24 protein-coding genes, 1 tRNA gene, 2 pseudogenes and 1 riboswitch are annotated in these 24,949 nt (G+C 66.5%); of the genes and pseudogenes, 19 read left to right on the plus strand and 8 right to left on the minus strand.

The features are described 5' to 3' along the window. Window positions 1-888 precede the first annotated feature (888 nt). Window positions 889-1,581: a TetR/AcrR family transcriptional regulator gene (locus tag NS4_RS01460; RefSeq protein WP_084486587.1), complete on the minus strand. Its 693-nt coding sequence runs from the start codon at window positions 1,579-1,581 to the stop codon at window positions 889-891. 282 nt (window positions 1,582-1,863) lie between these two features. Next, window positions 1,864-2,643, minus strand: a complete 780-nt coding sequence (locus NS4_RS01465; RefSeq protein ID WP_157105834.1) for an enoyl-CoA hydratase-related protein — start codon at window positions 2,641-2,643, stop codon at window positions 1,864-1,866. 656 nt (window positions 2,644-3,299) lie between these two features. On the opposite strand from NS4_RS01465, the gene NS4_RS01475 reads away from it, so the two are divergent. The 3 genes from NS4_RS01475 to NS4_RS01485 all read left to right on the plus strand — a co-directional run bounded on the left by NS4_RS01475 (window position 3,300) and on the right by NS4_RS01485 (window position 4,733). Then, entirely contained in the window at window positions 3,300-3,713 is a 414-nt protein-coding gene (locus NS4_RS01475; protein ID WP_157105835.1) for a hypothetical protein, read from the plus strand. Next, on the plus strand, window positions 3,710-3,910 hold the full coding sequence (locus NS4_RS01480; RefSeq protein WP_063057644.1) for a DUF6186 family protein: 201 nt from the start codon (window positions 3,710-3,712) through the stop codon (window positions 3,908-3,910). Before NS4_RS01475 ends, NS4_RS01480 begins: the two co-directional genes overlap by 4 nt. 181 nt (window positions 3,911-4,091) lie before the next feature. Beyond that, the gene (locus tag NS4_RS01485) at window positions 4,092-4,733 is read left to right on the plus strand and encodes a hypothetical protein (protein ID WP_157105836.1); all 642 of its coding nucleotides are present in this window, start codon (window positions 4,092-4,094) and stop codon (window positions 4,731-4,733) included. A gap of 927 nt (window positions 4,734-5,660) precedes the next feature. Here the strand turns inward: NS4_RS01485 and NS4_RS31950 are convergent. After that, a complete protein-coding gene (locus NS4_RS31950) occupies window positions 5,661-7,106 on the minus strand; it encodes an ApeA N-terminal domain 1-containing protein (RefSeq protein ID WP_157105837.1) in 1,446 nt (481 codons plus the stop codon). Between the two features lie 624 nt (window positions 7,107-7,730). On the opposite strand from NS4_RS31950, the gene NS4_RS01495 reads away from it, so the two are divergent. After that, window positions 7,731-8,270, plus strand: a complete 540-nt coding sequence (locus NS4_RS01495) for an HD domain-containing protein (RefSeq protein WP_157105838.1) — start codon at window positions 7,731-7,733, stop codon at window positions 8,268-8,270. Here the strand turns inward: NS4_RS01495 and NS4_RS01500 are convergent. Further along, window positions 8,258-8,725 carry an NUDIX hydrolase gene (locus tag NS4_RS01500; RefSeq protein WP_063057647.1) on the minus strand — a complete coding sequence of 156 codons (468 nt, stop codon included), beginning with the start codon at window positions 8,723-8,725 and terminating at the stop codon, window positions 8,258-8,260. The two genes, NS4_RS01495 and NS4_RS01500, sit on opposite strands and share 13 nt — an antisense overlap. Continuing rightward, window positions 8,722-9,483, minus strand: coding sequence for a DUF5919 domain-containing protein (locus NS4_RS01505; protein WP_063057648.1), 762 nt, complete (start codon window positions 9,481-9,483; stop codon window positions 8,722-8,724). Before NS4_RS01505 ends, NS4_RS01500 begins: the two co-directional genes overlap by 4 nt. 148 nt (window positions 9,484-9,631) lie before the next feature. On the opposite strand from NS4_RS01505, the gene NS4_RS01510 reads away from it, so the two are divergent. Genes NS4_RS01510 through NS4_RS01550 form a run of 10 tightly spaced genes read left to right on the plus strand, consistent with a single transcriptional unit; the run spans window position 9,632 to window position 16,556 of the window. Then, window positions 9,632-10,090, plus strand: coding sequence for a hypothetical protein (locus tag NS4_RS01510; RefSeq protein WP_063057649.1), 459 nt, complete (start codon window positions 9,632-9,634; stop codon window positions 10,088-10,090). Next, entirely contained in the window at window positions 10,090-10,788 is a 699-nt protein-coding gene (locus NS4_RS01515) for a DUF2637 domain-containing protein (protein WP_063057650.1), read from the plus strand. The genes NS4_RS01510 and NS4_RS01515 overlap by 1 nt, the downstream gene beginning before the upstream one ends. Further along, complete coding sequence (locus NS4_RS01520; RefSeq protein WP_063057651.1) at window positions 10,788-11,027, plus strand: hypothetical protein; 240 nt, start codon at window positions 10,788-10,790, stop codon at window positions 11,025-11,027. Before NS4_RS01515 ends, NS4_RS01520 begins: the two co-directional genes overlap by 1 nt. After that, a complete protein-coding gene (locus NS4_RS01525; protein WP_063057652.1) occupies window positions 11,027-12,337 on the plus strand; it encodes an FtsK/SpoIIIE domain-containing protein in 1,311 nt (436 codons plus the stop codon). The genes NS4_RS01520 and NS4_RS01525 overlap by 1 nt, the downstream gene beginning before the upstream one ends. Next, window positions 12,334-12,543, plus strand: a complete 210-nt coding sequence (locus NS4_RS31955) for a hypothetical protein (protein WP_157105839.1) — start codon at window positions 12,334-12,336, stop codon at window positions 12,541-12,543. The genes NS4_RS01525 and NS4_RS31955 overlap by 4 nt, the downstream gene beginning before the upstream one ends. Window positions 12,544-12,545: 2 nt before the next feature. Continuing rightward, window positions 12,546-12,743 (plus strand): hypothetical protein, encoded by a 198-nt coding sequence (locus tag NS4_RS01530; RefSeq protein ID WP_063057653.1) that lies wholly within the window; start codon window positions 12,546-12,548, stop codon window positions 12,741-12,743. Further along, entirely contained in the window at window positions 12,740-13,420 is a 681-nt protein-coding gene (locus tag NS4_RS01535; protein ID WP_157105840.1) for a hypothetical protein, read from the plus strand. The genes NS4_RS01530 and NS4_RS01535 overlap by 4 nt, the downstream gene beginning before the upstream one ends. Beyond that, window positions 13,420-15,120, plus strand: a complete 1,701-nt coding sequence (locus NS4_RS01540) for a replication initiator (protein WP_063057655.1) — start codon at window positions 13,420-13,422, stop codon at window positions 15,118-15,120. The genes NS4_RS01535 and NS4_RS01540 overlap by 1 nt, the downstream gene beginning before the upstream one ends. A 9-nt stretch (window positions 15,121-15,129) precedes the next feature. Continuing rightward, window positions 15,130-15,348: a helix-turn-helix transcriptional regulator gene (locus NS4_RS01545; protein ID WP_063057656.1), complete on the plus strand. Its 219-nt coding sequence runs from the start codon at window positions 15,130-15,132 to the stop codon at window positions 15,346-15,348. Next, a complete protein-coding gene (locus tag NS4_RS01550; protein WP_245664965.1) occupies window positions 15,345-16,556 on the plus strand; it encodes a tyrosine-type recombinase/integrase in 1,212 nt (403 codons plus the stop codon). Before NS4_RS01545 ends, NS4_RS01550 begins: the two co-directional genes overlap by 4 nt. 45 nt (window positions 16,557-16,601) lie before the next feature. On the opposite strand, the gene NS4_RS01555 is transcribed toward NS4_RS01550, so the two are convergent. After that, window positions 16,602-16,675, minus strand: a tRNA-Pro gene (locus NS4_RS01555). A gap of 671 nt (window positions 16,676-17,346) precedes the next feature. Then, a riboswitch (cobalamin riboswitch) is annotated at window positions 17,347-17,567 on the plus strand. A gap of 163 nt (window positions 17,568-17,730) precedes the next feature. On the opposite strand from NS4_RS01555, the pseudogene NS4_RS01560 reads away from it, so the two are divergent. Continuing rightward, a pseudogene (locus tag NS4_RS01560) lies at window positions 17,731-18,788 on the plus strand (helix-turn-helix domain-containing protein). Between the two features lie 83 nt (window positions 18,789-18,871). Then, a pseudogene (locus tag NS4_RS31185) lies at window positions 18,872-19,015 on the plus strand (MmgE/PrpD family protein); the annotation flags it as partial. 176 nt (window positions 19,016-19,191) lie between these two features. On the opposite strand, the gene NS4_RS01565 reads toward NS4_RS31185, so the two are convergent. Further along, on the minus strand, window positions 19,192-19,662 hold the full coding sequence (locus NS4_RS01565) for a DUF6194 family protein (protein WP_063057659.1): 471 nt from the start codon (window positions 19,660-19,662) through the stop codon (window positions 19,192-19,194). Between the two features lie 42 nt (window positions 19,663-19,704). Here NS4_RS01565 and NS4_RS01570 point away from each other — a divergent pair, with 42 nt between their 5' ends. Continuing rightward, a complete protein-coding gene (locus NS4_RS01570; RefSeq protein ID WP_245664967.1) occupies window positions 19,705-20,442 on the plus strand; it encodes a MerR family transcriptional regulator in 738 nt (245 codons plus the stop codon). 9 nt (window positions 20,443-20,451) lie between these two features. On the opposite strand, the gene NS4_RS01575 is transcribed toward NS4_RS01570, so the two are convergent. Then, entirely contained in the window at window positions 20,452-21,675 is a 1,224-nt protein-coding gene (locus NS4_RS01575; RefSeq protein WP_063057888.1) for a globin domain-containing protein, read from the minus strand. Window positions 21,676-21,883: 208 nt separating this feature from the next. On the opposite strand from NS4_RS01575, the gene NS4_RS01580 reads away from it, so the two are divergent. Then, window positions 21,884-22,492, plus strand: a complete 609-nt coding sequence (locus NS4_RS01580; RefSeq protein WP_063057660.1) for a LysE family translocator — start codon at window positions 21,884-21,886, stop codon at window positions 22,490-22,492. A 185-nt stretch (window positions 22,493-22,677) separates the two neighbouring features. Beyond that, window positions 22,678-24,828 carry a catalase gene (locus NS4_RS01585; protein ID WP_084486521.1) on the plus strand — a complete coding sequence of 717 codons (2,151 nt, stop codon included), beginning with the start codon at window positions 22,678-22,680 and terminating at the stop codon, window positions 24,826-24,828. Window positions 24,829-24,949: the final 121 nt, after the last annotated feature.

A 24,949-nucleotide genomic window follows, 5' to 3' on the forward strand; every position in this document is an offset into this window, starting at 1 on the left:
CTATCAACCGGCGGCCCTGCGAACATGCCCCCAATTCCTCTGCCCCCGGAACTCCGGGACGAGTTCACCATCGCGCGTGCCGGTCCTGGTCCGGGCGCGGTAAGCACGATATGCGGGCCGAACGCGCGGTCGGTATGCACTGAGGGGCTGCGTCCTCGGGCCGCAGCACATGTGTCGATTCCCGGCTCCTGTTCTCGCCGCCGGACGGACTACCCACGCTTCCGGACAACGACTGGCAAATCGCGGCTGATGGCCGCATCCTGCTCGACGCATCCGGATCCGCCACCGATACCGATCCGGACGGCCTCGTCGTCCACCACCACAACCGCCGGGCGGCCACCACCCTCACAGCGCGCCCTGATTCTGGAGCGCCGGAACGAAGGCATTGCCGCCGCGAAGGCCCGCGGTGCCTACACCGGTCGCGCGCCGGCGCTGACCACCGAACAGATCGCCCGGTTGCGCGACCGGGCTCTGGATCGGCAAACACCGGATACGTGGAAGCCTGAATACAGGTATCCGCATACGTGGATCTACCGTCGCCGATCGGCGGACGGTGCGCAAAGCTGAGTATCAGCTCATGCAAAGCCGTAGGGGAACACCCATGAATGCACAACAGTTTCAGCCGAGTCGTTCCCGCGGGGTTCCGGAAGCCCGGTGGGCAGCCGAAAAGCAGCCGCTGCGACCCCCGGCTCCCGAGGAGAATGTGCGGACGAATACCGTGTGCGACCCGCTGTGGGTTCGCTGGCCACTCAGCGAGTTGGAGTCTCTCGCGTCCGGCAGAGTGGTGGGCGCGGACACCAAGGCGATGATCGAGTGAGCTATTTGCTGGGCTCCGTTCGATCACCCGCAGAGCTTCCGCGGCGCCGCCGTCGATCGTATTGAGCTTGACTATCCACTCGCGCATGAGCGAACTCCTCGATCCCCGTGCACAGCCGTCGAGGTCGTGCCCTCGGTGCCAGGGATTGTCGGCGGTGCGCTCTCGGCGGCCACCGCCGGAAACAGGCCCGCAACGGCCGCCACGACGGCGGCGCGGCGGGCGGCGGGGGAGGGGTCGCGAACCTGTCCCTCCGCCATGTCGACGAGATCGTGCGCTCCCGCCCAGGTCAGCGCGATTTGATTGACCAGGGCCATGATGTCGAACGGGTCCCACGCGGGGTCCAGGTACCCGGCGAGTTGCGCCTGCCGTAACTGCTCCACACCCTCGCGCACGGTCTGCCGCACCGCATCGTGGAAGGGATCATCGGATTCATCGATACCGGCGATGTCCAACCGGCCCCATTGCAGCAGACGCAGGTGATCGGGATGGGCCACGAAGTGGTCGTGCACTTGCCCGGCGTAGCCGGGCAGATCGGTGGCGTCCAGTCGGGTGGTGGCGGTCATCGCGGCCAGTTCGCGTTCTGCGATGAACCGATAGAGCTGCTGTTTGCCGCGGAAGTGCGCGTACAGCCGTTCCTTGCTCGTTTTCGCCCTCCTGGCGATCCGATCGATACGGGATCCGGCGACTCCGTACCGTGCGAACTCGTCGGTCGCCACGCCGAACACGCCACCGACGCCACCGCCTGGGGGCGATTTGCCTGCCATGGCCCCTTCGTCAATGCCGACCCCGACGGCGACTCCGCCACTCTGCGCATCGATGCCGGTCGCCGCACCGGCTTCGGGCATGATCGCCCGCAAGCCTGTTACGACGAGATCTGCACGTGGGCGGGAGTCCAGCCCGAAGGTAAGGGCCAGAACCCGAGTTCGATGATGGTGGATTTCGAGTGGTCGTCCGCAGCGCCTTCGAACCGGAGGCGTGGAACGGGACGGCCGAGAGGATGGTCGACAGTCGCGGGGATCTACGTGGTCGGGAGCGTCCTGGCAGCGCTAATCGCGCCAAACGGGTGGGCGCTTCGCCAAGAAGGCCGCCATCCCTTCGCGGGCGCCGGAAAGTTGAGCGGCGGCGGCCATGACTTCCAGGGCGAGAGCGTAGGCATCTGCTTCAGGGCGGTCGAGTTGGCTGTAGAGAGTGCGTTTGCCGAGTGCCTTGCTGGCCCGGCTGCCCCGGGTGGCGCGGGTGAGTAACTCGCCTACGGCTGTATCCAGCTCGGCATCCGGCACCGCTCGGTTGATCAGGCCCCACTGTTCGGCGGTTCGGGCATCGATCGGGTCGCCGGTGAGGGCAAGTTCCATCAGGCGTTTACGGCCGACGGCGCGGGCCACCGGAACCGCGGGAGTGTGACAAAACCAGCCACCCTTGCCGCCGGGAAGCGCGAAACCGGCCGATTCGGCGGCTACGGCCAGATCACATGAGGCCACCAGCTGGCAGCCGGCGGCCGTGGCCAGACCGTGCACCCGGGCGATCACCACCTGCGGCACCGACTCGATGGCCGACATGAGCTCGGTGCACAGGGTGAGCAGTTCCCGCACGCCGAGCAGGTCGCGCGCCGCGACGTCGGCGAAATCATGTCCTGCGGAGAACACCGGCCCCTTCGCGCCGAGAACTATCCCGGTGGCGTCGGTCTCGCCGGCGGCCCGGAATGCGGTAAGCAGTTCGGCCAGGTACTCGCCCGAGAGAGCATTGCGCCGCTCCGGCCGGTTCATGGTGATGCGCACCGTGTCGACGTCCCGCACGACCAGCAAAGGCTGATGCCCCAAGGCGGTCATATCTCCACCGTAGATCTATCGGGGCAACGACACGACATCTCTGAGGTGATCCAGAACCACCCGCCCGGCTACAGCCATAGCAAAGAAGGCCGGTGGCGTACCAGGTCCGCGAGCTCGTCCCGGCGCGCTACCCCCCCGACACTGGACGACCAGCGCGTGCCGGCGGCCGACAGCCGCCTGGGCCGGCCCGCACAGAGTGGATGGCACGGAGGACCCCATCTACAACTGGACGCACCCGGCACCGTGCACCCAGACTTTCCCGGCGTATCGCATCGGTAGGACAGTCGCTCACCAACTGACTCCGATCCCTGTTGCGGCCTGTCTGCGTCGATCATCACTTGTCGATATCGGCTTCGCTTTGGCTCGGCCACATCGCTCCCGTGGCGGTCGGTGGCTTGACCCAACACTGTGGCATGCGCGTGGAACGTCGGGATGGTGCTGGATGGGGTAGACGGGTCGGGTACATCTCGGCGGTCGCGTTCAGCACTTCTAGGGGATCGGCTTCGGATATTCGGTGCCGGGGATGTCGGCGAAGTCTCCGACCCGGGTAACCGTGACGAGCAATCCGGTGCGGTCGAGCAGCGGGTCGAGATCGTCGCGGCGTCGCTGGGCGACCGATAGCCCGGCTCCGGCGCTCAGGGCCTTATTCTGCCCATGTGACAGGGGAACCGGAGCCCTCGGCGCGATCATTCCGGCGGCGGGTGCCGCTGCTGGCCGTCGGTGCTGTGCTGGCGGCGGGCGGGGCCGCCACCCGACCGTTCGGTTGGTCGGCAACCCTGCTGGTGGTGGTGTTGGCGGTCGTGGCGTCGGTGCTGGCGTTCCGCGCGAGGCCCAAGCGGATTCCGTACACCGACCGGCTACGGCGCGGAGTGGCAGTCTGGTCGGCGCTGCTGGTCACTGCATCAATATGGGAAGTGTATGCCATTGCGCGGCAGCCGGATTGGATGCGGCCGAGCGACGTACACCCGACATTGTCGACGCTGTTGGATCCGGCACTCGAGCAGTGGCCGTTGAGGTTCGCCGGATGGCTGGTGTGGCTGGGCGTCGGCCGGTGGCTGGTGTCGAGATGAGCGATCGGGTGATCGTCATCGTCGGGTTCGTGCTGATACTGGTGGTCACGCTCGGCATGGTCGCGCTCACGTATGTGCGCCGGGATCTGATCGCGCCTCTGGGCGAAACAATCGCGTACCTCACGCGGAGTCGGGTTGCGAGGATTGCCGGCGTGCTCGTGTGGGCATGGGTCGGCTGGCACTTTCTCGCGCGGTAGTGCCGCAAGTGGATCGGAGGCAACGAGCCGGACTGCGCCGCTGACAGCCGGCTCGGGGACACTACGTTCGAAGACCGCCGATGTCATGGCGGGGCGGCAGGTAGCGTGCGGTGCCCGCAGGCTCACGGAATCTGCACATTTCCCACACCTATTCCGCGGATCGTCCAGTTAGATTTCCGGGATGCCGTGTCAAAAGCCCCATCCGGCTCTGCCGCTGGGAGTCCTCGCCGTAACCGCTGTGACCTCGATCGTGCTGACGCTGCACGCCGAGTTCTTCCTGCACTGGCTCTGGGTGCTGTACCTGCCGCTGTTCGCCTTCGGATATCTGCTCCTGGCCATCGTGTCCGGCATGTCGGTCTGGGCTATTGCACGCAGCGGCTCCCAGGTATTGCCGGTCGCCGCGGCGGTGGTGCTGGCGGTCGTGAGTGTCGGCGGGTCGTTGTTCTTGTTTGTCGACACCAAGACCAGCGGGAGGGTGCGGTTCTGGCCGGAGTATCCGGCGTTCGCCGCAGCGGCTGCGGTGGAGGTACCCGAGCATGGCGAAGGTGACCTCTACGGTGTCCGGCTGCCCGGTCATTTGTGTGTCGTCGCACCGAACTGCCGGATCGCGACACTCGGCTACAGCAAGGGAGCACCGGTCCGATACATCGCCGACTACGTCGAAGTGTTCGAGGACACCTACGGTTACGGGTACTTCGTCGGCACTCCGGAACCCGGTCCATACAACGGTTTCGGGACTCCCGTGTGCCCCACCATGGAGCTGACCGGCGGATGGTGGTGGCTCGAACGTTGCGACGGCCCGGATTACGAGCGAGCCCGGTGAACCGGCCTCAGTCCTTTGAACGATTTCTTGTGACGGAACCGCTGGCTGCTCGATAGCGAGGCCCGAATGCAGGCGCAGTGGGGCCGCGAACGCGTCACCCATAGAGAAGGTCCGGCCACTCGTCCTGCGTCGGATCAACGCAGCTCAGTCAAGTGTGCGCGGGTCCGACTCTGAAAAACACTACCGAGCACGAGCGGCGCGAGTGATCTGGGCGAACGACTGTTCGTCGGGCCGGACGGAGGTCGTATCGAGACGGGCGGACTTCGGGACGCGACCCACTGGGATGAGGTGGTCACAAAACTCGGGTACGAGCAGCTCCGTCGCCACGACCGCCGGCCCACCGGCCTGGCCTGGGTTTCCGACGCCGGTGTGCAGCTGCGCCGGCTCCAGCGGGTCGTCGGCCAGGCCGACCCCCGAATCACCCAGTGGTGCCTCCATCCGACATTGAGGCGATTCGCTCCGACGCGATCAAGTTGTCCAGGTATCTCCGCGGCGATACTGGCCCCGATTCGGCCCCACCTTACGAGCCTTCCAGCGAGACGAAAACACCCTCCGATGCAGGTCGGAGGGTGTTTTTGTTTGTCGGGCTGACAGGATTTGAACCTGCGACCACTTGACCCCCAGGTCGGCCCGGGCGATGAAATAGCTGGTCACGGACCATTTTTGATGGTGTGCGGTAAGTCAATGACGTGGGGTTTGTTCGCTTGCGTTCCTATCGTGTGGTCCCGTTCTGGTCCCGCTCTCCACCTGCAAAAATCTTCTCCGCAGCCCCCACACTGTCAGGCACGGGCTGGGTCGCCAACCATGGCGTTTCCGCGACCAGACTATGCGCCGTGGAGGGTGTGAGTGGATCCGCCGTCGTCGGCGTTGCCTTCAGATCGGATCTGTCACTCTTCGCCGCCGAGATTGCCTGGTAGTCCTGTTCACCTACAGCTCATCAAGATTCAGTGCCCGCCGTTGGATGTCGAGGTCGAGACCTAGAATTCGAAGACAGTGAGCCCGCACAACAGCCTGCAAGGTTTTCGCAATTTCAGCGATTTCGTAGATGTCGTATGTTTTATTTCCGTGCGCCAGGTCGTTCCGTACCAACCGGAGCGCACTCTCCGGCTTTAAATTGTTTTCACTACATAGCCTTTTGATCAAGGTGGCGCTTCCGATCTTTTCGGTGAGGTCTACGGGCAGGGATTCAAGCATGTCTCTGAGGCGGTCGTCGAGATTGATCGGAGATTTCTTCAAGTTATTCTTTACAAACTTCCTGTTTGCCCCAGTCAAGAATTTCATGCACTCATTGATAGCTCGATCGCGCTTTCTTGCAAACGACGAGGCTCTATCGTTCAATCTAGCCTCACGATTAGAGATCCCTTCCAAAGCTTGAATCAATAGCAGGAATCGCGCGCGAGGATGCTGCTCATTCCCTAGGGCATACGGTTCGTAGGTGTACACAACCGGGTTCTGTTCCTCCTCAAGACGATTCCATTCTTTGATCAGTTCGAGTAGTGAAACCTGATCTGCATCCAGCCTTAGAGCCGAATCGCTCAAACGGGAAATTCGACCACGTTCTGGCATGTATGGAGACTGGGTAACCGTATTGGCGAATACCTGCAGAAAAGGTGATCTAGCCAGCTCTACCCCCGCAGGCTTCACCTCAAGATACGAAACATCCTCCTCCTTCCCGGTGAGAACGGACATTACTCGATACATCGACTTTACCCACTTATCGTAGGCCTCCATAAAATCCAAAGGATCGTCGAAACTGATGCATATTACTGGGGTAAACCGAATGCCGAATTCATAGCTTGAGAACACTGTATTTGACTGCATATAGGTGACGGCCAGCCGGGTGGAGCCGTCATGCCATTCAAGTCCGCTCGGCCGGGTCGTAACCGACCACTCCTCCTCTCCCGAATCCGATCGACTGGGTTGGGCAGTTCTTTCTCCAATCGGAGAAGTATGGAATATTCGATCTAGATGGGTGAGCTGGAAGCGAATCTCGGAAACTCGCGTATCGCTGATTTCTTCCGCACCGCGCCCCACGAGCGCTGCTGCAGCAAATATTCTGGCATTACCGGCGGGAAAGTTCATGAAGTATCCTAAATGTCCCATGACTTCCAAGCGGGGTTTTATCAGCAGTACACCAGCACCGTTAGCAAGGCGACCATTCAGGAACTCGTAGTCGTAGCGCTTCGGGAACCCGCCAAACGGCGAACCGGGAACGTCACCAGATACCGTGCCCTCGGGTGGCCTGCTGCCGTCTAGGAATATTTCACCGTGAGGGCGAAGTACCTGGTCTGCATCAGGATCGGGCAAGGACCACTCGCACGAGAACCTCCCACTAGGTTGCTGAACCTGGATGGGGACATCACTGGGATTCACAGCCTAGGATTATGACGAATCCGCCTGAAGTCCCGCTGTCACTTCGCATATTTCGGATCAACGGGCCGTTTCGCGTTGGCTCTGCTGAGTGGTGGTCTGCACATACAGGGCCTGGCTTCCCCGCCTGCCCCATAGGGCCTGCCTTTCTCGCGTAGAGGCTCCGCGGTCAAGGGTGGCGTAACCATCAGCGGAGCTGACGCCGTAGGCGCCCTTGAGGGTGGAGGGGCGCGGGAACACAATGCGGGCCGCCAGTCAGCAGGGCCACGCGGCCGGAGGTCGCGCACATCTCACCTCAAGAACTGGGCGGTTCATGTGTTCGGCAACTCGGTGAGACGGGACCACGGCCAGTCACCCCGGGCGTTGCCGGCCGATTCGTGCTCGGGCTGCGGGAGAGCAAGCCGGGTACGGCTCTCGTCGTGCCCACACTTCTCGGTTATCGAAAATCAACCATCTCGGGTCGCAAGCGGGTGGCGCCAGCGTGCCGCCGACGCGCCGGTGGGGCCGCCAGCGCAGCCAGGTCCCGCCGTAGCGTGGCGGCGGCGCGCAGGCGCCGCCGCTCTTGATTCTGTATGGCGAAATTCGGCAGTGGAAGCGTTCATCAGATGTGGTCGATACGGTTGAGTCATGGCTGTGGACCTCGTTAGCTGGGCAGCGCAGACTGCTCGTGCGCACCTGACCGTGCTGCCGCGGCGCCTGGGGCATGTGGAGGGCGTAGCGGATCGTGCAGCGCTAGCGGGGCCGGTGGTAGACGACGCGGAGCTACTGGTAGCGGCCGGTTGGTTGCATGACATCGGCTACTCTCCCGCTCTGGTGCGAACCGGATTTCATCCGATTGATGGGGCGGTCTTCCTCGAGTCGATCGGTGCGTCTGAGCGACTGTGCGCGCTCGTGGCGAACCACTCGTGCGCCTGCATCGAGGCACGTAACCGCGAACTGACGATCGGCTGGGAAGACGAGAAGAGTCCCTTGAGGGATGCGCTGTGGTGGGCGGATATGACGACTACAGCGGACGGCGTGACCACCACCTTGGACGATCGGCTGGCCGACATCTATCGCCGGTACGGCGCCGAACACATTGTGGCTCGGTCGATCCGCGAGGCCGAACCGATCATCCGTGCCGCGACGCGACGTACCGAAGACCGGCTCAGTGGTCAGGTGAAGTAGGTCCGACCAGACGCTTGGAGACCGCGGTCGATTCGCTGACGCATCGACGGATGAATGTGAAGATCGCCCAGCTCTTCGGGGGCGACCCATCGGACGGCTTTCGACTCGGAGCTCGTTCGCGCGGTCCCACCGATCGGTTCGGCTGCGAAGCAGATCGAGAACTCTTGCCGGACTTCGCCATCGGTGTAGGCGATAACGTGCCCAGGGTCGGAGAAGATGCCTACCACTTCGATGGGACGTACGTCTATGCCGGTTTCTTCGGCAACTTCACGGACGACGGCTTCGGCCACTGTTTCGCCTACCTCCATCCCACCGCCCGGCAGGGAAAACAGGTCGTTGTCGGTGCGATGGATCAGCAGGATTCGGCCGGCCTCGTCCTTGACGAAGGCGCTGACGGCGACCTTGAGACTGTTCGCGGGCGGTGCGGCGGGATCGTTGAGGTAATCGGTTCTCATGCTGCGCCTCCTTCGGCCACGGACTTGGGCACCGCTTGTGACCAGACCTGCTCGAAACTGGTCAGGTAGGTGTCGAACAGGTCCCCGCCTGCCAGTCGCCGCAAGTGCATCGCGGGGGCGTAGGCGCCGGGCTGGCCGTAGACGTGCATGTTCACGATCATCTCGTCATCGAACCGGAACACCGAGTTGTACAGCGTCGTGTCGTGGTAGCGCAGTTCCACGCCGTCGATACCGGCCAACGGTTCGACCAGCGCCAGGGCGTTCCTGATCCGCGCCGAAACGGTGCCTTCAGCTAAGCGCTCTTCGCTACTGCGCTTGGCCACTTCATCGGCGGCCGGGTTCCCGAACAGGAATCGGATCGAGGTGCCCGCTGCCGCCTTCTGGCGGATCAACTTGGCGAATGACGGGTCTTCGGCGAGGAAGAGCCCCGCCAACACCAAGACTTCGATCCGGTCATGCGCGTTGGACAGCAACCGGACCCACAAGTCGCTCGGCACAGAGTGTCGGTGCGGGTAAACCTTGACGACTTCCGATTCAGCAATAGCCTCCCGACGCTCAGGCGCGATGGCATCGGGCCACAGATAGCGTTCGGTCTCTTTCACCAACGCGGCGACTGCGTGCCGGTGGCGCGGGTACGGAACACGCCCTTTCGTGATCCAGCGTTCAACGGTCTTCTGATCGACACCGGTCGCTTCGGCAACGTGACTGATGTCGAGCCCGTTCCTCAGCAGCGCTTCGCGCAGTCGCTCATTTGCCATCTCATCTCCCACCACAGGGAACCGTCAGGGACGTCTTTAGGTTACCCATGACGTCCCTAGAAGTCCACGTATGCGGTCCTGATGACATCGAAATTCCCGGAAAGTACTGGTCGTCAAGTGATTTGGCCTACTTCAAGGAGTGATTGAGATGGCTATGAAGGATCTGTGGTTCACCCCCTCGTTCGATGACGCGTTCCCGATGGGACTGTTCCTGCTGGGTGAGGTCGCGCCGATGACGGAGTTCAACTCCGACCGCAACGCCCCCAAGCGCCAGCGTCTGGACCTGGATGCCGAGGGCAACGGCACCGGCAAGCGCCTGTGGAAGGCCACGGTGACCGATCCGGCGGCGCCGAACGCGAAGCAGGCCAGTTTCGATCTGGTGTTCGTCGCCGATGTGCAGCCGGTTCCCTCGGCGCCGGAGGTGGCCCGGGGGATGCGGCCGATCGTGTTGGAGGGCTTGCAGGTCAAGCCGAAGATCACCGGGCAGGGCGAGTTCAAGACGATCGGCTGGAACATCCGCGCGACCGGCATCGTCGGCGACACTTCCGGCGCGCGGCAAGCTCCGGCCGATCCGGGGGCGGCCCGCTCGTCCGGTAAGGCGGCGTGATGCGGGCGGCGGATCAGTCGGCGGGGATGCGTCTGGCGCGCTGGTCCGCCGCCCTGATCATCCTCGGGGTGGGGGCGGCGGCGTTCCGGCTGTCGTTTTCCACCCTGGAAGACCTCGCCCGCCTCGCGCGGATGCCCGCCGACGATGCCTGGTTGTTCCCGCTGATCGTGGATGGCACGATCCTGCTGGCCACCTTCGGGCTGCTGGTCTGTGCCCACCACCGGGGTGAGCGCCGCTTCTTCCTCGGCGTGCTGATCGTCGGTTCCTTGGTCTCGGTCGCCGGGAACTCGGTGCACGCGGTCGCGGCCGGCCAACCGCTTCCCGGATGGGCGGCGGCGTTGGTGGCGGCGGTGTCCCCGGTCTCGCTGCTGGTCGATACCCACGGGCTGGCCCTGTTGTTCCGGGTCGCGGCCCGTCAACGCGCCCACGCCCAGGCACCACCGGAGCCCGTGTCCGAACCGGTGGCCGTACCCGCACCCGCGGCGGCTACCGCCCCGGACGCTCCCGCTCCGGAACCGGTGAGCGAACCGGCGCCCGACCCTGCCCCTGCCCCTGTTCCTGTTCCTGTTTCTGCGCCGGTGGCCGATCCGGTGGCGGCGCCTTCTGTTCCGGCACCCGTGGTGCCGTCTCCTCCTGTTCGTTCCGTGCGACCGGCGCAAACCATGCTGCCGATCGCTGTCCCTGTTGGGGGTCTGTGATGTTGTCCAAAACCACTGTCCTGGCCACCGCGGTGCTCGTGCCGCTGCTGGCCACCGTCCCGGCCGCCGACGCCGTGGCCAAATCCGCCCCGGCCGTGCCGTGCGCGATGTTCTGCGAGGACCGGCCGCCGAGCGCGGGTGATTGCGCGATGTTCTGCGCCGAGCCGCCCGCCCCTCCGGCCGATGCCCAGGGGTGCCGGATGTTCTGCGAGCTCGCCAAGCCGGAAGGAGAGGCGTGATGATCTCGCCCGATGTGCTGATCTGGAGCGGCTCGGCAGCGGTGACGGCATTCACCCTGTGGCGCTGGCGCTCCGCGGCCGGGGTACTGCACCCCGACCCCGCCGACCGGTCCGCCTCCGCCCCGCCCGAACTGCAACCGGCCGTGGCGATCGTCACCGACTCCGCCCAACTGGCGGTGATGTGGCCCGCCCTCGGGCTGGGCTCCTGGGAAACCGGGTTCCCCAACGTCACCGCCGCCACCCTGACCGGGTTCGGGATGCTGGTGGAGGTTCAGATGCTGGGCGGCCAGTCACTGCGGGACTGGAACAGCGACGCCACCCGGGATGCGCTGGCGCACTACTTCGCGGTCCCGGAAGTCCTGGTCACCTCCCCGGCACCGGGGTTCGTACACCTGCACCTACGCACCCTCGACACCCTCGCCGACCCGGCGCCGGTGACCGACCTGCTGGCCTACGGCGTCGACCTGGAAGCGGTCCCGGTCGGTGTCACCGAGGACCACGACGTGTGGCGGCTGCGAGTCCTGTATGGACACATCCTGCTGGCCGGGGCCACCGGCTCCGGGAAGGGCAGTGTGTTGTGGTCGCTGCTCAACGGTCTCGGCCCCGCCATCAAGGCCGGCCTCGTGGATGTGTGGCTCGCCGATCCCAAGGGCGGCGCGGAGTTCGGCCGCGGAGAGAACCGCTTGTTCGTCCGTTTCGCTGTCGACTCCGAATCCATTTTGGGCATGCTGTCCGAGGCCGAACACGTGATGCGGGAACGGCTTTCCCGCATGCGGACCGCTGGCCTGCGCAAGCTGGTTCCCTCCGCGGACGAACCACTCATCGTGATCATCATCGACGAGGCTGCGTCCCTGTCGGCGTATGCCACCCGCGAGGAACAGAACGAGTTCCGCCGGTTGACCGGGCTGCTGCTGTCCCAGGGCCGCGCCGCGGGGGTGTCGGTGGTCGCGGCGTTGCAGGACCCGTCCAAGGAGACCATGCCCAACCGGCAGCTGTTCCCGATCCGCATCGGGCTCCGGTTGGACGAGCCGACCCAAACCACCATGGTCCACGGCCAAGGCGCCCGGGACCGCGGGGCTCGCTGCGACGAAATATCGGAACACACCCCCGGCGTCGGGTATGTCGGCGAGGACGGGACCCGGGAGTTCGTGCGGGTGCGGGCCTACTGGGTCTCCGACACCGACGCCGACCGGATCGTGGACACCTACGCCCCGGCCCTACCGGACCTGGCCCCGCAGGCCGACTATGCCGGGTTCGACCCCGACGACCTCGGCGACGACAACGACGACCCGGGACTGGTGGCGGCATGAGCATTCGACTGGGGGCCAAGTGGTCGCAGGTTCAGATGCGGTTGATCGGCACCCCGGAATCGGTGGCCGCCGTTTTGGACCACCTCGCCGCTCTCGGAGCCGATATCGACGCTTCGGCCATGTATTCCAGCCGCTACAGCACCGGCCACGTCCGCATCTACGCCGAGATCACCCCTGCCCGCCCCGCCGATGGATCGGAGAAATAACCATGACCCGCAACAGTACTCACACCGCTACCGCGGATGTGGTCGACCTGGCCGCCCGGCGCCGCTGCGCTCTGGAACGTGCCGGCCACGACCCGATATCGGTGGCGGTGCACCTGCTCGCCGAAACCGGCCATGTCCCCGGCTGGGACTTCACCACCTACCACGACGACGGCGGCGACGGCTCGGGGTGGGCGGCATGAGCCTGACCCTGTCCACCGCCCACCACGGCAATTCGACCACGACCACCGTCACTACCGGCGCCCAACAGCGCCGCGACCCGTTCGACCTGCTCGGCCTGGCGGTCCTGAACACCGGCTGGTATCTGGTGATCGGGGCCGGGGTCGCGATCCATTGGGCCATCTTGTTCCCACCCATCTCCGTCCCGCTGGCCGCCGCGGTCGGGGTCGGGGTGCTGGTCGGCTGGCCGTCCGGGGTCGCGGTCGCGATCGCGTGCACCGCGCTGCTGCTGCTGTGGCGCCGCGAACACCCCGAGACGTTCGCCCGCTGGATCACCGACCGCGCCCGGACCCGGTTCCTGACCTGGTGGCGGTATCGCCGCAACTGGGCCCGGTTGATGAAGGCCTGCCACCTCACCGCGAACTTCGGCACCCGCACCGTCGCCCCGAAACTGCTGGCGGTCGGCATCGGGGAAGGCACCGACCGGGTGCGGCTGCGGATGCTGGAAGGCCAATGCCCCGCCGACTACGAGAACCGCACCGAGGCCATCGCCCACGCCTTCAAAGCCGAGCAGTGCCACGCCTCGATCGTCGGCCCCGCCACCGTCGAGCTGCGCTTCCGCCACGGGGACGCCATGGCCGACACGGTGCTGTTGCCGCGGGTGGATTCCTGGACCAAACCGGAAGGACATGCTGCCTGATGAACCCTGTTACCTCGACTGATGCCGGGGTCCCGGTCCGGCAGACCGCGGCCGAGCGTCGCAGCCTGCCGGACTTCCGGGATGTCGCCCATGCCCTGGCCGAACAGGAACACATCTGTGTGCGGCCGATCCCGATGCTGGCCTACGACCCCAAAACCCTCACCGAGCAGTACATCGGCGCCCCGTGCAAATCCACCGTCGCCTCGGTGTGCCCGGCGTGCGCGGACAAGGCCCGGTTCCTGCGCATCACCCAATGCCGCGAGGGCTGGCACCTCGACCGGGAACCCGACACCGACAAACGCGACCCCACCGAGGCCCAAACCGCGTTGCTGGCGGCGCGGGCGGACCTGTTCGACACCTACCAGCAGGCCAAAGCCGACGGGGACGACGAGCTGATGGCCGGAGTTCGGGAGGTCGTGGCCGACCTCGACCTCGAGATGCGTGAGTCCGGGTTCCGTGGCCGGCTCCCTGCCCTGGACCCGCAGCCCCGGGCTCGGCGGACCCGCTCCACCCGTCGTCGCCAGGACGTGCCGAACCTGCCGCGGCTCAAGGTCGAAAAGACCACCGTGGGCCGCGCATACGCCGGTGGGCATCGGCCCTCGATGTTCATCACGTTGACGATGCCGTCTTATGGGGCGATCCACCGAGACGGCGCGGTCAACGACAAGGGCGAAACCATCGGCGACGGCTCACCCCGGGACCCGGAGTCCTACGACTATCAGCGGGCGGCGCGGGATATCGTGCACTTCTCCGCGCTGATCGACCGGTGGATCCAGAACCTGCGCCGCGCGGTGGGCTGGAACATCCAATACTTCGCCACCGTGGAACCGCAGAAACGCGGCGCCCCGCACCTGCACATCCTCATCCGCGGCACCGTCTCCCGCGACATCATCCGCCAGGTCACGGCGGCCACGTATCACCAGGTGTGGTGGCCCCCGCACGACCGCGGCAGCGAGGTCTACCCCGGCGACGTGCTGCCGGTCTGGGACCCGAGCAAGCTGACGTTCGTCGACCCCGACACCGGGGCGGCGCTGCTCGGGTTCGACGATGCGCAAGACCTCCTCGAGGATGTGGACGATTTGGCACCGGCGCATGTGGTGCGGTTCGGCCAGCAGATGGACCGCGCCGATATCCGCGGCCTGGTCCCCGGGCGGAAGGCCGACCGGGCGGTCGGCTATGTCACCAAATATTTGACCAAGTCCATCGCCGAGGTGCTGGACACCGACTCCGAACGCACCCGCCGCCACTACGCGCGCCTGCACGCGGAGCTGCAGCACACCCCGTGCTCGAAACGGTGCCCGGTCTGGCTGCGCTACGGCATCGTCCCGGTCGGTGCCAACGAGAAAACGATCCCGGGCCGCTGCAAGGGCAAGGCGCATCGCCGAGACACCCTCGGGCTACCCGGGCGGCGGGTGCTGGTCTCGCGGCAGTGGTCGAACAAAACCCTGCCCGATCACCGGGCCGACCGCGCCGAATTCGTTCGGCAACTGCTGGCCTCGGTCGGGATCGTCAAACCCGACACCTCGCATCTGAAGCTGTCGGTGGTCAAACCCGGCGACCGCTCCGCCCCGCCACGAGATCACCTGATCATGGCGTCCCTCGCCCAGCGCAGGACCTGGCGCGCGGAATACACCCGCGCACTCCTCGAGGCCGGCCCCGCAGCACGACAAGACATTTCAGCAATCCCGGTAGCAGCATAGGAAGGCATTATGGAACCTCAACTGGTCGATGGTCGCTGGTACTCGACCGCGGAACTGGCTGTGCTGCTTGGTGTCGACGCGTCGAGCTTGCGGCGGTGGCGGACCTCGAACCCTCCCTACGGGCCCGCCTTCGTCCGGGTTTCTGCTCGCGTCGTGAAATACGCGGCGGATGATATCGAGGTGTGGCTTCGAGCGCAGCGAACCGACCCCGCCAAGCTGGCCGCATGATGTCTGACCGGGTGAATATTCCTGTTGGCGTACGGCTGTCGTCGGATATCGAAGAACGATCGGATTACGGTCGGCGGCCGTTCAAGGCTCGGGTTCGCTGGATCGACCCTGCCACCAAGAAACGGCCTTCGCTCTCAAAACCGTTCGAGTCTCGGGAAGAAGCAGAGACGTGGATTGATCGTCTGATCCGGTTTGCGGCCCAGGGCGTAGACCCGAAGACAGCCACGATGACGTTGTCCGAATACGGTGAGGCCAATATGGGTCTGGCGCTGCGGGGTCTGGAGAAGAAGAGCACCGACCCCTATATGGCGGGTTGGCGCAAACGGGTGGTGCCGACGCTGGGGCACCTCTCGGTCGCAATGCTGACCAATGGCGCAGTGGATCGCGCGGTGGTGGGCTGGATCGACGCCGGTGCAGGGAAATCCACAGTGAAGAACAGCCTCGCGGTGTTGGTGCGCGTGATGGAACAAGCCGTTCGGGATGGGCTCAGGGAGACCAATCCGGCCCGGGTGCGTGGCTGGCAAAAGCTGTACCAGCGGATAGAGGACGAACTCGACGACCCGCGAGCCCTCGCGCTACCGAACTGGGCAGCCCTCACGACTCTGGCCGATGCCCTCGTGCAGCGTTCGGCAGATCGGTATCGCGGGTGGGGCGACGTGGTGATCTTCGCCGCGTGCACGGCCTCCCGAATCGGCGAGGTATCCGGCTGCCGCGTCGGCGATATCGACACCGATACCTGGACGTGGCGAGTGCGGCGTCAAACAACACCCTCGCCGGGCGGCATGGAGGACAAAGGCACCAAAGGCAACCGTGCCCGGCCTGTCCCGCTGATCGAAGAAGTTCGGCAACTGGTATCCGACCGGCTCGATGCGGTCGGACGTGACAAACCCGATGCCCGCCTGTTCCGCGGACCACGGGGAGGGCGAATCGCCACCGGTGTCCTGCGGGACGCCACGCACTGGGATGAGGTCGTCACATCGCTCGGGTATGAGCATCTGCGTCGGCACGATCTCCGGCACACCGGTTTGACGTGGATGGCCGATGCCGGGGTGAGCCTGCACGTGCTCCAGAAGATTGCCGGCCACGCCGATAGCCGGACGACCGAGCGGTACCTACACCCCGATCAACGGGAGATCACCGGCGCAGGAGACAAGCTCTCGAAGCACCTGCGGTCCCGTTCTGGTCCCGCTCTGCGGGTGGTTGGATGATGAGAAAAGCCCCTCCGACGCTGGTCAGAGGGGCTTTCTCAGGTGTCGGGCTGACAGGATTTGAACCTGCGACCACTTGACCCCCAGTCAAGTGCGCTACCAAACTGCGCCACAGCCCGTTGCGCCGTGTGTTCCGGCGCTCGATGAGATTACCTCAGAGGTGTTCGAGAGAGGAAATCGGCAGGTTGACCGGGGTGTTTTCGGATTCCTGACTGCCTTCCGGCCGTGTGATGTGCCCCGTCCGGCCCGGCTGCTTCTCGGTTCGGCCGTAGTTCTCGGACGCGGCTACTCGGCTCAGGGCTCGGGGCAGATCGGCGCGGCGAATCGGGGCTCATCCCGTGCGCCGTAACCCTGGGCGCTCTCCCGAAGCGGACGGATGTCGGTTCACCGGCGGGCTGCCCCGTCCGGCCCCGGGCAGCCGACTCTCCGCGCGTTCGGATCGCTGGTGGTCGGCATCACGTGTCCGCTGGAATAGCTCGCCGACCCCGCCTGTTGAATCCCCTGTCGGCGTCCGGACAGCCCCGGGCCGCACCCTTTGTCGCTACGAGCGACCACTCGCCGAGAGGCGCTTGTTGGACGTCGACTTCCCGACCGGACGCCGCTGGGCTCATTGCCCGGCGGCGTTTCGCTGTCAGCTCCCTGTTCCCCACCTCATCCGATGGGTGGTTCCGTGCGCGCCGGGGCCGTTGGTGCCCGCCGTCCCACTCGGGTCCCAGCTCGAGCCGGGCATATTCTGACGGTTGCAGCTGGTTCATCCCGCGCTGTTTCGGTGTCCGCGGGATTTCGAAGCCAGTTGGTCGGCGTCGGTGGCACCGGGTGGCGGGTGAGAGGAAACCCGGTGGGAATCCGGGACTGCCCCGCAGCGGTGAGCGGGAGCCTCCGCCGTCACACGCACTGGGCCGGGGTCCGGGAAGCGACGGCGTGGTAGTAGCAGCCCGGGTGCGGACCCGGGTCGACCGAGTGAGGTCGGTGCCCGCGAGTCCGAAGACCTGCCGGTTGTGCCGGGCACGCCGTGTCCGGTGGTTGTCGCCTCGCGGATCGGGCGTTATGCCGGCGTTCTACGCACCGGGCCGGGCCCGGATGCGTCCGGTCGCGCGTTCGCGGGGTGGTGGTCGTCGGTGCTATCGATGGAGCGTGCGCTGTGCCGGTCTCTTCGAAGTTGTTCGGCGGGAAGATGGCTGCGCCGCCTGGGTTTCGGAGCGGGCCGGTGCCATGGGCGCGGGCTCGCTGTCGTTTGCGTCCGGACCGCCGTCTCGGGCGGTTCGTCAGTCGTTCTGCGAGGAAAGGTGCCGGCGGTGGACAAGATGTATGGCATCGCGGTGCGCGGTGCGCAGGGTTGGATCTGCAGCTGGCGCGGCTGCTGCGTGAGGAGGTCGGGGTGGCGGTGCGGATCCGTTCGGAGGATCCCGGCAGGCCCGGGCCCAAACGAGTTTACGATCCGCAGGCCCGCACCCTCACGCTCGCGCGGCGGCTGACTCCGGGCCGGCGGGCATTCCAGCTGGCCATTCAGCTGGCGTTCCTCACACGGTCCGAGGTGCTCGACGAACTGCTCGCGGAGACCGGGACGCTACCGGCGGAATCGCTGCGGCTGCGAATCGGGCTGGCGAACTACTTCGCCGGTGCGCTGAGTCTGCCCTACGGGCGTTTTCTGAATGCGGCCGAGCGGTTGCGTTACGACATCGACCTGCTCTCCGCGCAATTCGAAGTCGGATTCGAGACGGCCTGTCATCGGCTGTCGACCCTGCAGCGGCGCGGGCAACGCGGTGTGCCGTTCTTCCTCGTCCGCACCGATCGGGCGGGAAATATCTCGAAACAGCAGTCCGCTACCGCTTTTCACTTATCCCGGGTCGGGGGGAGTTGTCCGTTGTGGGTGGTGCACGACGCCTTCGCGACCCCGGGCGGGATCCGTACGCAGATCGCCGAGATGCCCGATGGGCGCACCTATCTGTGGCTGGCCCTCACCACCGGGGAGAGCAATTCCGCTTATCTGTCGCCCGCAGGCATTTCGCCGTCGGACTCGGCTGCGACCTCGCCTTCGCGGAAAAGCTCGTCTACTCGCACGGGATTCCCGTAGGCGATTCGGCGGTCGCTGTCCCGATCGGTGCCGGCTGCCGGGTCTGTGAACGCACCGCGTGCGCGCAGCGGGCGTTCCCGCAGATCGGCCGTCCGCTCGCGGCCGACGAGAACCGTACGGCGAATACTCCCTATGCACCGGCGAGCAGTACTCACTGAATAGTCCGAGCGGGCTATGAGCCCGCGCCACTTTCGCGGTCGACTCAGGGGGAGAGAATTCAGGGGTCGAGCCCGTGTGTACTTCCTTCCTGGCCGCGGAATACTCCCACCCCGGCGACAATATTCCGGCGATCCTGGCGGTCGCCCAGCATGCCGGACGCACCGGCCGTGATCTGCTCCGCGGCCGGGCGACCGGCTTTGAGGTCCAGATCGACCTGGCGCGGTCGTGGGCGTCGCCCAGCGCCCGGTCGTGGCCTGAGCGCCGGAGCCGCGGCAGCCGAGCCGAGCCGAGCCGAGCCCGGGACAGCTGGTCTCGTCGATGGGCCCGCGTGGCGCCGGTGAGGCCGCGAGGCTTACGCCGACGGCCTCCAGACGCCCTCGCCTCCGAGCCCGGCCGGTTAGGTCACCGGTTCCCGGACCGCCGGTGGCTACGTGCCCGGGCACGGTCGTAGGCGACCTGCAGAAGTTCCCGGACGGTTTCGGCGGTGTTCGGGCCCGGCGCCACCACCGCCAGCCAGCCGAGCTCGCCGTACACCGGGTGGGCGATCACGGTGTCGGTCACCGCGGGGTCGGTGCCGGCGGGCTCCGGGTCGCGGGGAGCGCGGCCGGTCCAGGTGGTGAACAACTCCCTACCGGCGTGGATGTTCACCCGGAAGATGCCGGGCCGGTCGAGCCGGGACCGTTCGTCCCCTGGGTAGTTCTTGGTGACGAGGGTGGCGAAGGGCTGGGTGTTGGCCGGGACCGCGCCGTCGGGTGCGTAGTAGAAGAACGCGTCACCCCAGGCGATCTCGGGGGTCCCGTCGCCGGGGCGGGGCTGCTGGATCAGTACGCCGTCGCGGGCGCCGAGGTATTCGATGATCTCGTCGAAAGTCATGTCTTCGAGGGTTACATTGAAGTGCTGATGGAGAGTTGTGGCGTGAAATGGCCGGAAACTGCGATCCGAAGTCGCAACTCCGCAGGTCTGCGGACCGCTGATATCGCCCGGACCACGGGCTACTCGGTTCAGCAGATCCGCAACCTCGAACGTGACGGCGTGCTCCCGCCGGTGCCGCGCACGCCCGGTGGGTACCGGATGTACGGCGAGACCCATCTCTGGGCAGTGCGGGCCTATCGCGCGCTGGCGGCCGGTACCGGTCCGGTCGAAGCGAAACGGATTCTGCGCGAGGCGCGGGAGCACGGTCCGTCCCGGTTGTTCGCGCTGCTCGACCGCGTGCACGCCGGCCTGGACCGGGAGCGCCGGGACCTCGCGTTCGCGCGGGAGGCTGCCCGGGCGATCGCCGGCGAGCCGCTCGGCGATATCCGGCCGGCCGATGCCATGAGCATCTCCGAACTGTCCCGCGCGCTCGGAGTCCGGCCCTCGACGCTGCGGCACTGGGACGCCGAGGGGCTGGTCGTGCCGCAGCGTGCCGAGGGGGCGACCCGCCGGTACCGGCCCGATGACGTCCGGATCGCGCGGCTGGTCCAGCAGCTCCGCCTCGCCGGATACGGTATCGCCGCGCTGCGGGAACTGATTCCCTGGTTGCGGGGCGCCCACGGCTGGGACGAGATCGGTCGGGCCCTGGCGGCGCGGGACGCCGGACTCGACGCCCGGTCCGCGGCTTTGTTCGAGGCCGGTGCCGCGTTGCACATGCTGTTGCGGACGGAGCACGGCTGATCGGTCCGGCTACGTGGTGCCGTCCCGCCAGTCGGTGGGGCCGAACTGCTCGGTGCGGATACGTCCGGACGGGATGCCCTGCTCCAGCAGTGTGCCGCGGACGGTGTGCAGGAAGGTGGTGGGGCCGCAGAGGAGGAACTCGGCGTCGCCGGGGTAGGCGGAGACATCGAGGTCGAACCTGTCGTGTGCGAGATCATCGGTGTGGTCGCGATAGCGTCGGCGCAGGCCCAGCGCGGGGAGCCGGGCGGCCAGGGCGGACAGCCGGTTGCCCAGTGGCCGGGTGCCGGGGGACCGGTCGGTGTGGTCCAGGTGCACCTGCCGGTCCGGGGCATGGGCGGCCAGGCATTCGAGGATGCCGATCATCGGCGTGATACCGATACCGGCGGAGATCAGGACCAGGGGTGTCGTGGCGCCGGGGTCCACCGTGACATCACCGAACGGCAGTGTGACCGTCAGGGTGTCACCGATCCCGATCCGGTCGTACAACCGGGTCGAGACCTCTCCGGCGGGCCGCCCGGGCGCGGGATCGACGCGTTTCACCGCGAAGACGAGACGTCCGTCGCCGGGCAGGCCCAGCAGGCTGTACTGCCGCAGCTGGCGAGCGCCGTCCGCCAGCGGGAGGCCGACCGAGATGTACTGGCCGGGAGCGTATCCGGGGAACGGCCGGCCCGGATCGGTCGATTCGACGGTGAACACCGCGACACCGGCGGGATCGTCCTCCCGGGCCGTCACCAGCGCCTCCCGGAAGACCGCGCCGGGTGCGAGCCCGGACTCCGCGTAGAGCCGGTTCTCCAGGGCGATCAGTGCGTCGGCCATCAGCCAGTACACGCGGTCCCAGGCGGCGGCGATCGGTTCGGTGACCACCTCGGCGCCGAGGACCGCGACGATGGCGGCGAAGAGGTGTTCGTGCACCACGTCGTACTGCTCGGCGGTGATCCCCAGGGACGCGTGCTTGTGCCCGATCCGCGCGAGCATCGAATCCGGCTGCGGGGCGGCGGGATCGACGAGCCGAGCGGCGAAACGGGCGATGGACGCCGCCAGTGCGCGCGGCTGCGTGCCCTGGGCCTGGTCGCCGCGGTTGAACAGGTCGCGGCCGAGCCGCGGATGCCGCTCGAACAGGTCGCGGTAGAAGGTGGCGGTGATCGCGTCGAGATGCGCCTCGACCAGCGGCAGCGTGGCACGCACGATATCGGCGTGCCGGGCATCGAGACCGGGGGCGGGCGTGGTGGTCATATCGGTGTCCTTCACTCCACCGCGGTGCCTGCCTGCGGCCGCATCCATGGTGGTTGCACTCGACGGATTAGGTATTTACATAGTGACGCATATAGCCTGTTCAATAGCATTTAATGCGAAGAATGATGAATTACTTATCCGGTCTGCTCACACCAGAGGTCTCCTGAGTCGCCGATTCGGTGCGCACCTGCCGGGGTAGTCCGGCGAGGTGACAGTGCACGAATATTTCGGCTACCTCGCGGTTGTGGTCCTCGTCGTTGTGGCGCCCGGGCCGGATACGGTGATCACCCTCCAGTACTCGGTGCTGGGTGGGCTCCGCGGTGGCGCCCGGGCGGTGGCGGGTATCTGCGCCGCCAGTCTCGTGCAGGGGAGTGCGGCGGCGCTTGGCGTGGGAGCGCTGATCACCGGATCGCAACCGGTGTTCACGGCGTTGCGGTGGCTCGGCGCGGCTTATCTGTGCTTCCTCGGGGCGCGGGCGCTGTGGTCGGCCTGCCGCGGACATGGTGCCGGATGGGTGGCCGAGGGCGGCGGTGACCGGGCGTTGCGGGCCGGATTCCTCAGCAATATCACCAATCCGAAGATCCTGGCCCTGTATCTCTCGGTCCTGCCGCAGTTCCTGCACGCGGATTCCGGTATCGCCCACGCCTTGCTGCTGGCCTACACCGTGGCCGTGCTCGGTTCGCTGTGGTTGCTGTGTTTGGCGGCATTCGTACACCGGGTCCGGCCCTGGTTGGCCCGCCGGGTGGTGCGACGGTTGCTGGACGCCGTGGCGGGGGCGGCGCTGGTGACCTTCGGGGCGCGCCTCGCGAGCGACTGACCCCGGCCGCGGGGCGGTGCACGGGCCCCGGCCATGCGAGACCGGGCCCCGGCCCCGGGGAACCGAGGGATTCGGGTGCTCACCGGGCACTGTTTAGCGGGGCCGCTGCGGGGAAGCCGCCCGACCAGGGCGAGTTGCGCCCGGATCGGGGAGACCAGGTCATCCCGCCAGCGAGGAGGACACTTATGGACCGAACATCACAGCCGTCCGCCGACCCTGCCGCATCCGATGCGCAGCAGCGGGTGCTCGGCGAAGGGCGCGGGGGTGACGATCCGAAACAGCGGCAGCTCGATCCGCTGCGGCAGGATCGGGAGAGCGGGTATCTCACCACACAGCAGGGGGTGCGGGTCGACCACACCGACGACGCGCTGACCGTGGGCGAGCGCGGGCCCACCCTCATCGACGATTTCCACGCCCGGGAGAAGATCACCCATTTCGATCACGAACGCATCCCGGAACGGGTGGTCCACGCGCGCGGCGCGGGCGCCTACGGCTATTTCCGTCCGTATGACGATTCAATGGCGGAGTACACGGTCGCGAAGTTCCTGACCGACCCCCGGTTGCGCACACCGGTCTTCGTCCGGTTCTCCACGGTCGCCGGTTCCCGGGGTTCCGCCGATACGGTTCGTGATGTGCGTGGTTTCGCCACCAAGTTCTATACCCCGCAGGGGAACTACGATCTGGTCGGCAACAACTTCCCGGTGTTCTTCATCCAGGACGGCATCAAATTCCCCGATTTCGTGCACGCGGTGAAGCCCGAACCGCACAACGAGATCCCCCAGGCGCAGTCGGCCCACGACACACTCTGGGATTTCGTGGCCGCCCAGCCGGAAACACTGCACGCCATCATGTGGCTCATGTCCGATCGTGCGCTGCCGCGGAGCTATCGGATGATGCAGGGTTTCGGTGTGCACACCTTCCGGCTGGTGAACGCCGAGGGGCGGGGAACCTTCGTGAAATTCCACTGGAAGCCGAGCCTGGGCGTGCATTCACTGCTGTGGGACGAATGCCAGCAGGTGGCGGGCCGCGACCCCGATTACAACCGCCGCGATCTCTGGGACAATATCGAAGCCGGCAATTTCCCGCGCTGGGAGCTGGGCGTGCAGCTCGTTCCCGAGGAGCAGGAATTCGATTTCGATTTCGACCTACTCGATGCCACCAAGATCATCCCGGAGGAGCAGGTGCCGGTGCGCCCGGTCGGCGAGCTGGTGCTGGACCGCAACCCGGACAACTTCTTCGCCGAAACCGAGCAGATCGCCTTCCACACGGCCAATATCGTGCCCGGTATCGATTTCACCAACGATCCGCTGCTGCAGCTGCGCAACTTCTCCTACCTGGACACTCAGCTGATCCGCCTGGGTGGGCCGAATTTCGCGCATCTGCCGGTGAACCGCCCGCTGGCCGATGTCCGCACCCACCAGCAGGACGGATACAGCCGGCACGATATCCCGCACGGCCGGGCGTTCTACACCAAGAACACACTCGGCGGCGGCTGCCCCGCGCTGGCCGACGAGGATGTCTACCGCCACTACACCCGCCGGGTGGAGGGCGAGACGGTCCGGGCCCGCAGCGAGAGCTTCAAAGAGTATTACCGGCAGCCGCGGATGTTCTGGCGCAGTATGACCGAGCCGGAGGCCACCCATATCGTCGAAGCGTTCGCCTTCGAACTCGGTAAATGCCGAGAGGTCGAGATCAGGACCCGGGTGCTGGAAGAGCTGGTGCAGGTCGATCCGGATCTCTGCGACCGGGTGGCGCGGGAGCTGGGACTGCCGGCTCCGGCCGCACGGGAGGTGTCCGATGTCGCGGTCTCACCCGCGCTGTCCCAACTGAAGGATCCGCCGCAGACCATCGCCACCCGCCAGATCGCTATCCTGGCCGCCGACGGCGTGGATACCGCGAGTGTGGAACGGTTGCGCAGCGCGCTCACCGATCGCGGGGCCGTCACCGAGGTCCTCGCCCCGCACGGCGGCGAGCTGCGAGGATCGGGCGGGGGTGCCCTGGCGGTGGACCGGACCCTGGCGACCATGGCCTCGGTCCTCTACGACGCCGTCGTGGTCGCCGGGGGCGACGAGTGCGCGCGCGCCCTGGCCGCGGCGGGCCCGGCCGTGCACTTCGTCACCGAGGCGTACAAGCACGCGAAGCCGGTCGCTGTGCTGGGCGCGGGGACCGAGGTCTTGCGGGCAGGCGGTATCGCCGAGCCTCCGCAGCCGGACACCCCCGCCGACGGTGTACTGCGCAGCGGGGACACGGTGTCCGACGGTTTCGCCGAAGCCTTCGCCACCCTGTTGGCGGGGCACCGGATCTGGGAGCGGGACACCAACAGCGTCCCGGCCTGAGGGTTGTCGTAGCCGGTGCCGTCCTGCCCGGGACGGCACCGGCTACAGCGCACGCCGCGCGGTGCTCCTGCGTAGTGGGGGCGCGAGCGGGTAGGCGGTGTGCGGGTTCGACGAGAAGTGG

Source organism: Nocardia sienata NBRC 100364, from assembly GCF_001613205.1.
Classification (GTDB): Bacteria; Actinomycetota; Actinomycetes; order Mycobacteriales; family Mycobacteriaceae; genus Nocardia; species Nocardia sienata.

Bases quoted from the DNA above. Each gene is read 5' to 3' on its own strand.
- NS4_RS01520 (WP_063057651.1), top strand. From the start codon at position 10,788: ATGTTGTCCAAAACCACTGTCCTGGCCACCGCGGTGCTCGTGCCGCTG.
- NS4_RS01505 (WP_063057648.1), bottom strand. From the start codon at position 9,483: ATGGCAAATGAGCGACTGCGCGAAGCGCTGCTGAGGAACGGGCTCGAC.
- NS4_RS01515 (WP_063057650.1), top strand. From the start codon at position 10,090: ATGCGGGCGGCGGATCAGTCGGCGGGGATGCGTCTGGCGCGCTGGTCC.
- NS4_RS01550 (WP_245664965.1), top strand. From the start codon at position 15,345: ATGATGTCTGACCGGGTGAATATTCCTGTTGGCGTACGGCTGTCGTCG.
- NS4_RS01465 (WP_157105834.1), bottom strand. From the start codon at position 2,643: ATGACCGCCTTGGGGCATCAGCCTTTGCTGGTCGTGCGGGACGTCGAC.
- NS4_RS01540 (WP_063057655.1), top strand. From the start codon at position 13,420: ATGAACCCTGTTACCTCGACTGATGCCGGGGTCCCGGTCCGGCAGACC.
- NS4_RS01480 (WP_063057644.1), top strand. From the start codon at position 3,710: ATGAGCGATCGGGTGATCGTCATCGTCGGGTTCGTGCTGATACTGGTG.
- NS4_RS01545 (WP_063057656.1), top strand. From the start codon at position 15,130: ATGGAACCTCAACTGGTCGATGGTCGCTGGTACTCGACCGCGGAACTG.
- NS4_RS31955 (WP_157105839.1), top strand. From the start codon at position 12,334: ATGAGCATTCGACTGGGGGCCAAGTGGTCGCAGGTTCAGATGCGGTTG.
- NS4_RS01525 (WP_063057652.1), top strand. From the start codon at position 11,027: ATGATCTCGCCCGATGTGCTGATCTGGAGCGGCTCGGCAGCGGTGACG.
- NS4_RS01565 (WP_063057659.1), bottom strand. From the start codon at position 19,662: ATGACTTTCGACGAGATCATCGAATACCTCGGCGCCCGCGACGGCGTA.
- NS4_RS01500 (WP_063057647.1), bottom strand. From the start codon at position 8,725: ATGAGAACCGATTACCTCAACGATCCCGCCGCACCGCCCGCGAACAGT.
- NS4_RS01485 (WP_157105836.1), top strand. From the start codon at position 4,092: ATGCCGTGTCAAAAGCCCCATCCGGCTCTGCCGCTGGGAGTCCTCGCC.
- NS4_RS01510 (WP_063057649.1), top strand. From the start codon at position 9,632: ATGGCTATGAAGGATCTGTGGTTCACCCCCTCGTTCGATGACGCGTTC.
- NS4_RS01585 (WP_084486521.1), top strand. From the start codon at position 22,678: ATGGACCGAACATCACAGCCGTCCGCCGACCCTGCCGCATCCGATGCG.
- NS4_RS01575 (WP_063057888.1), bottom strand. From the start codon at position 21,675: ATGACCACCACGCCCGCCCCCGGTCTCGATGCCCGGCACGCCGATATC.
- NS4_RS01495 (WP_157105838.1), top strand. From the start codon at position 7,731: ATGGCTGTGGACCTCGTTAGCTGGGCAGCGCAGACTGCTCGTGCGCAC.
- NS4_RS01460 (WP_084486587.1), bottom strand. From the start codon at position 1,581: ATGGCAGGCAAATCGCCCCCAGGCGGTGGCGTCGGTGGCGTGTTCGGC.
- NS4_RS01535 (WP_157105840.1), top strand. From the start codon at position 12,740: ATGAGCCTGACCCTGTCCACCGCCCACCACGGCAATTCGACCACGACC.
- NS4_RS01530 (WP_063057653.1), top strand. From the start codon at position 12,546: ATGACCCGCAACAGTACTCACACCGCTACCGCGGATGTGGTCGACCTG.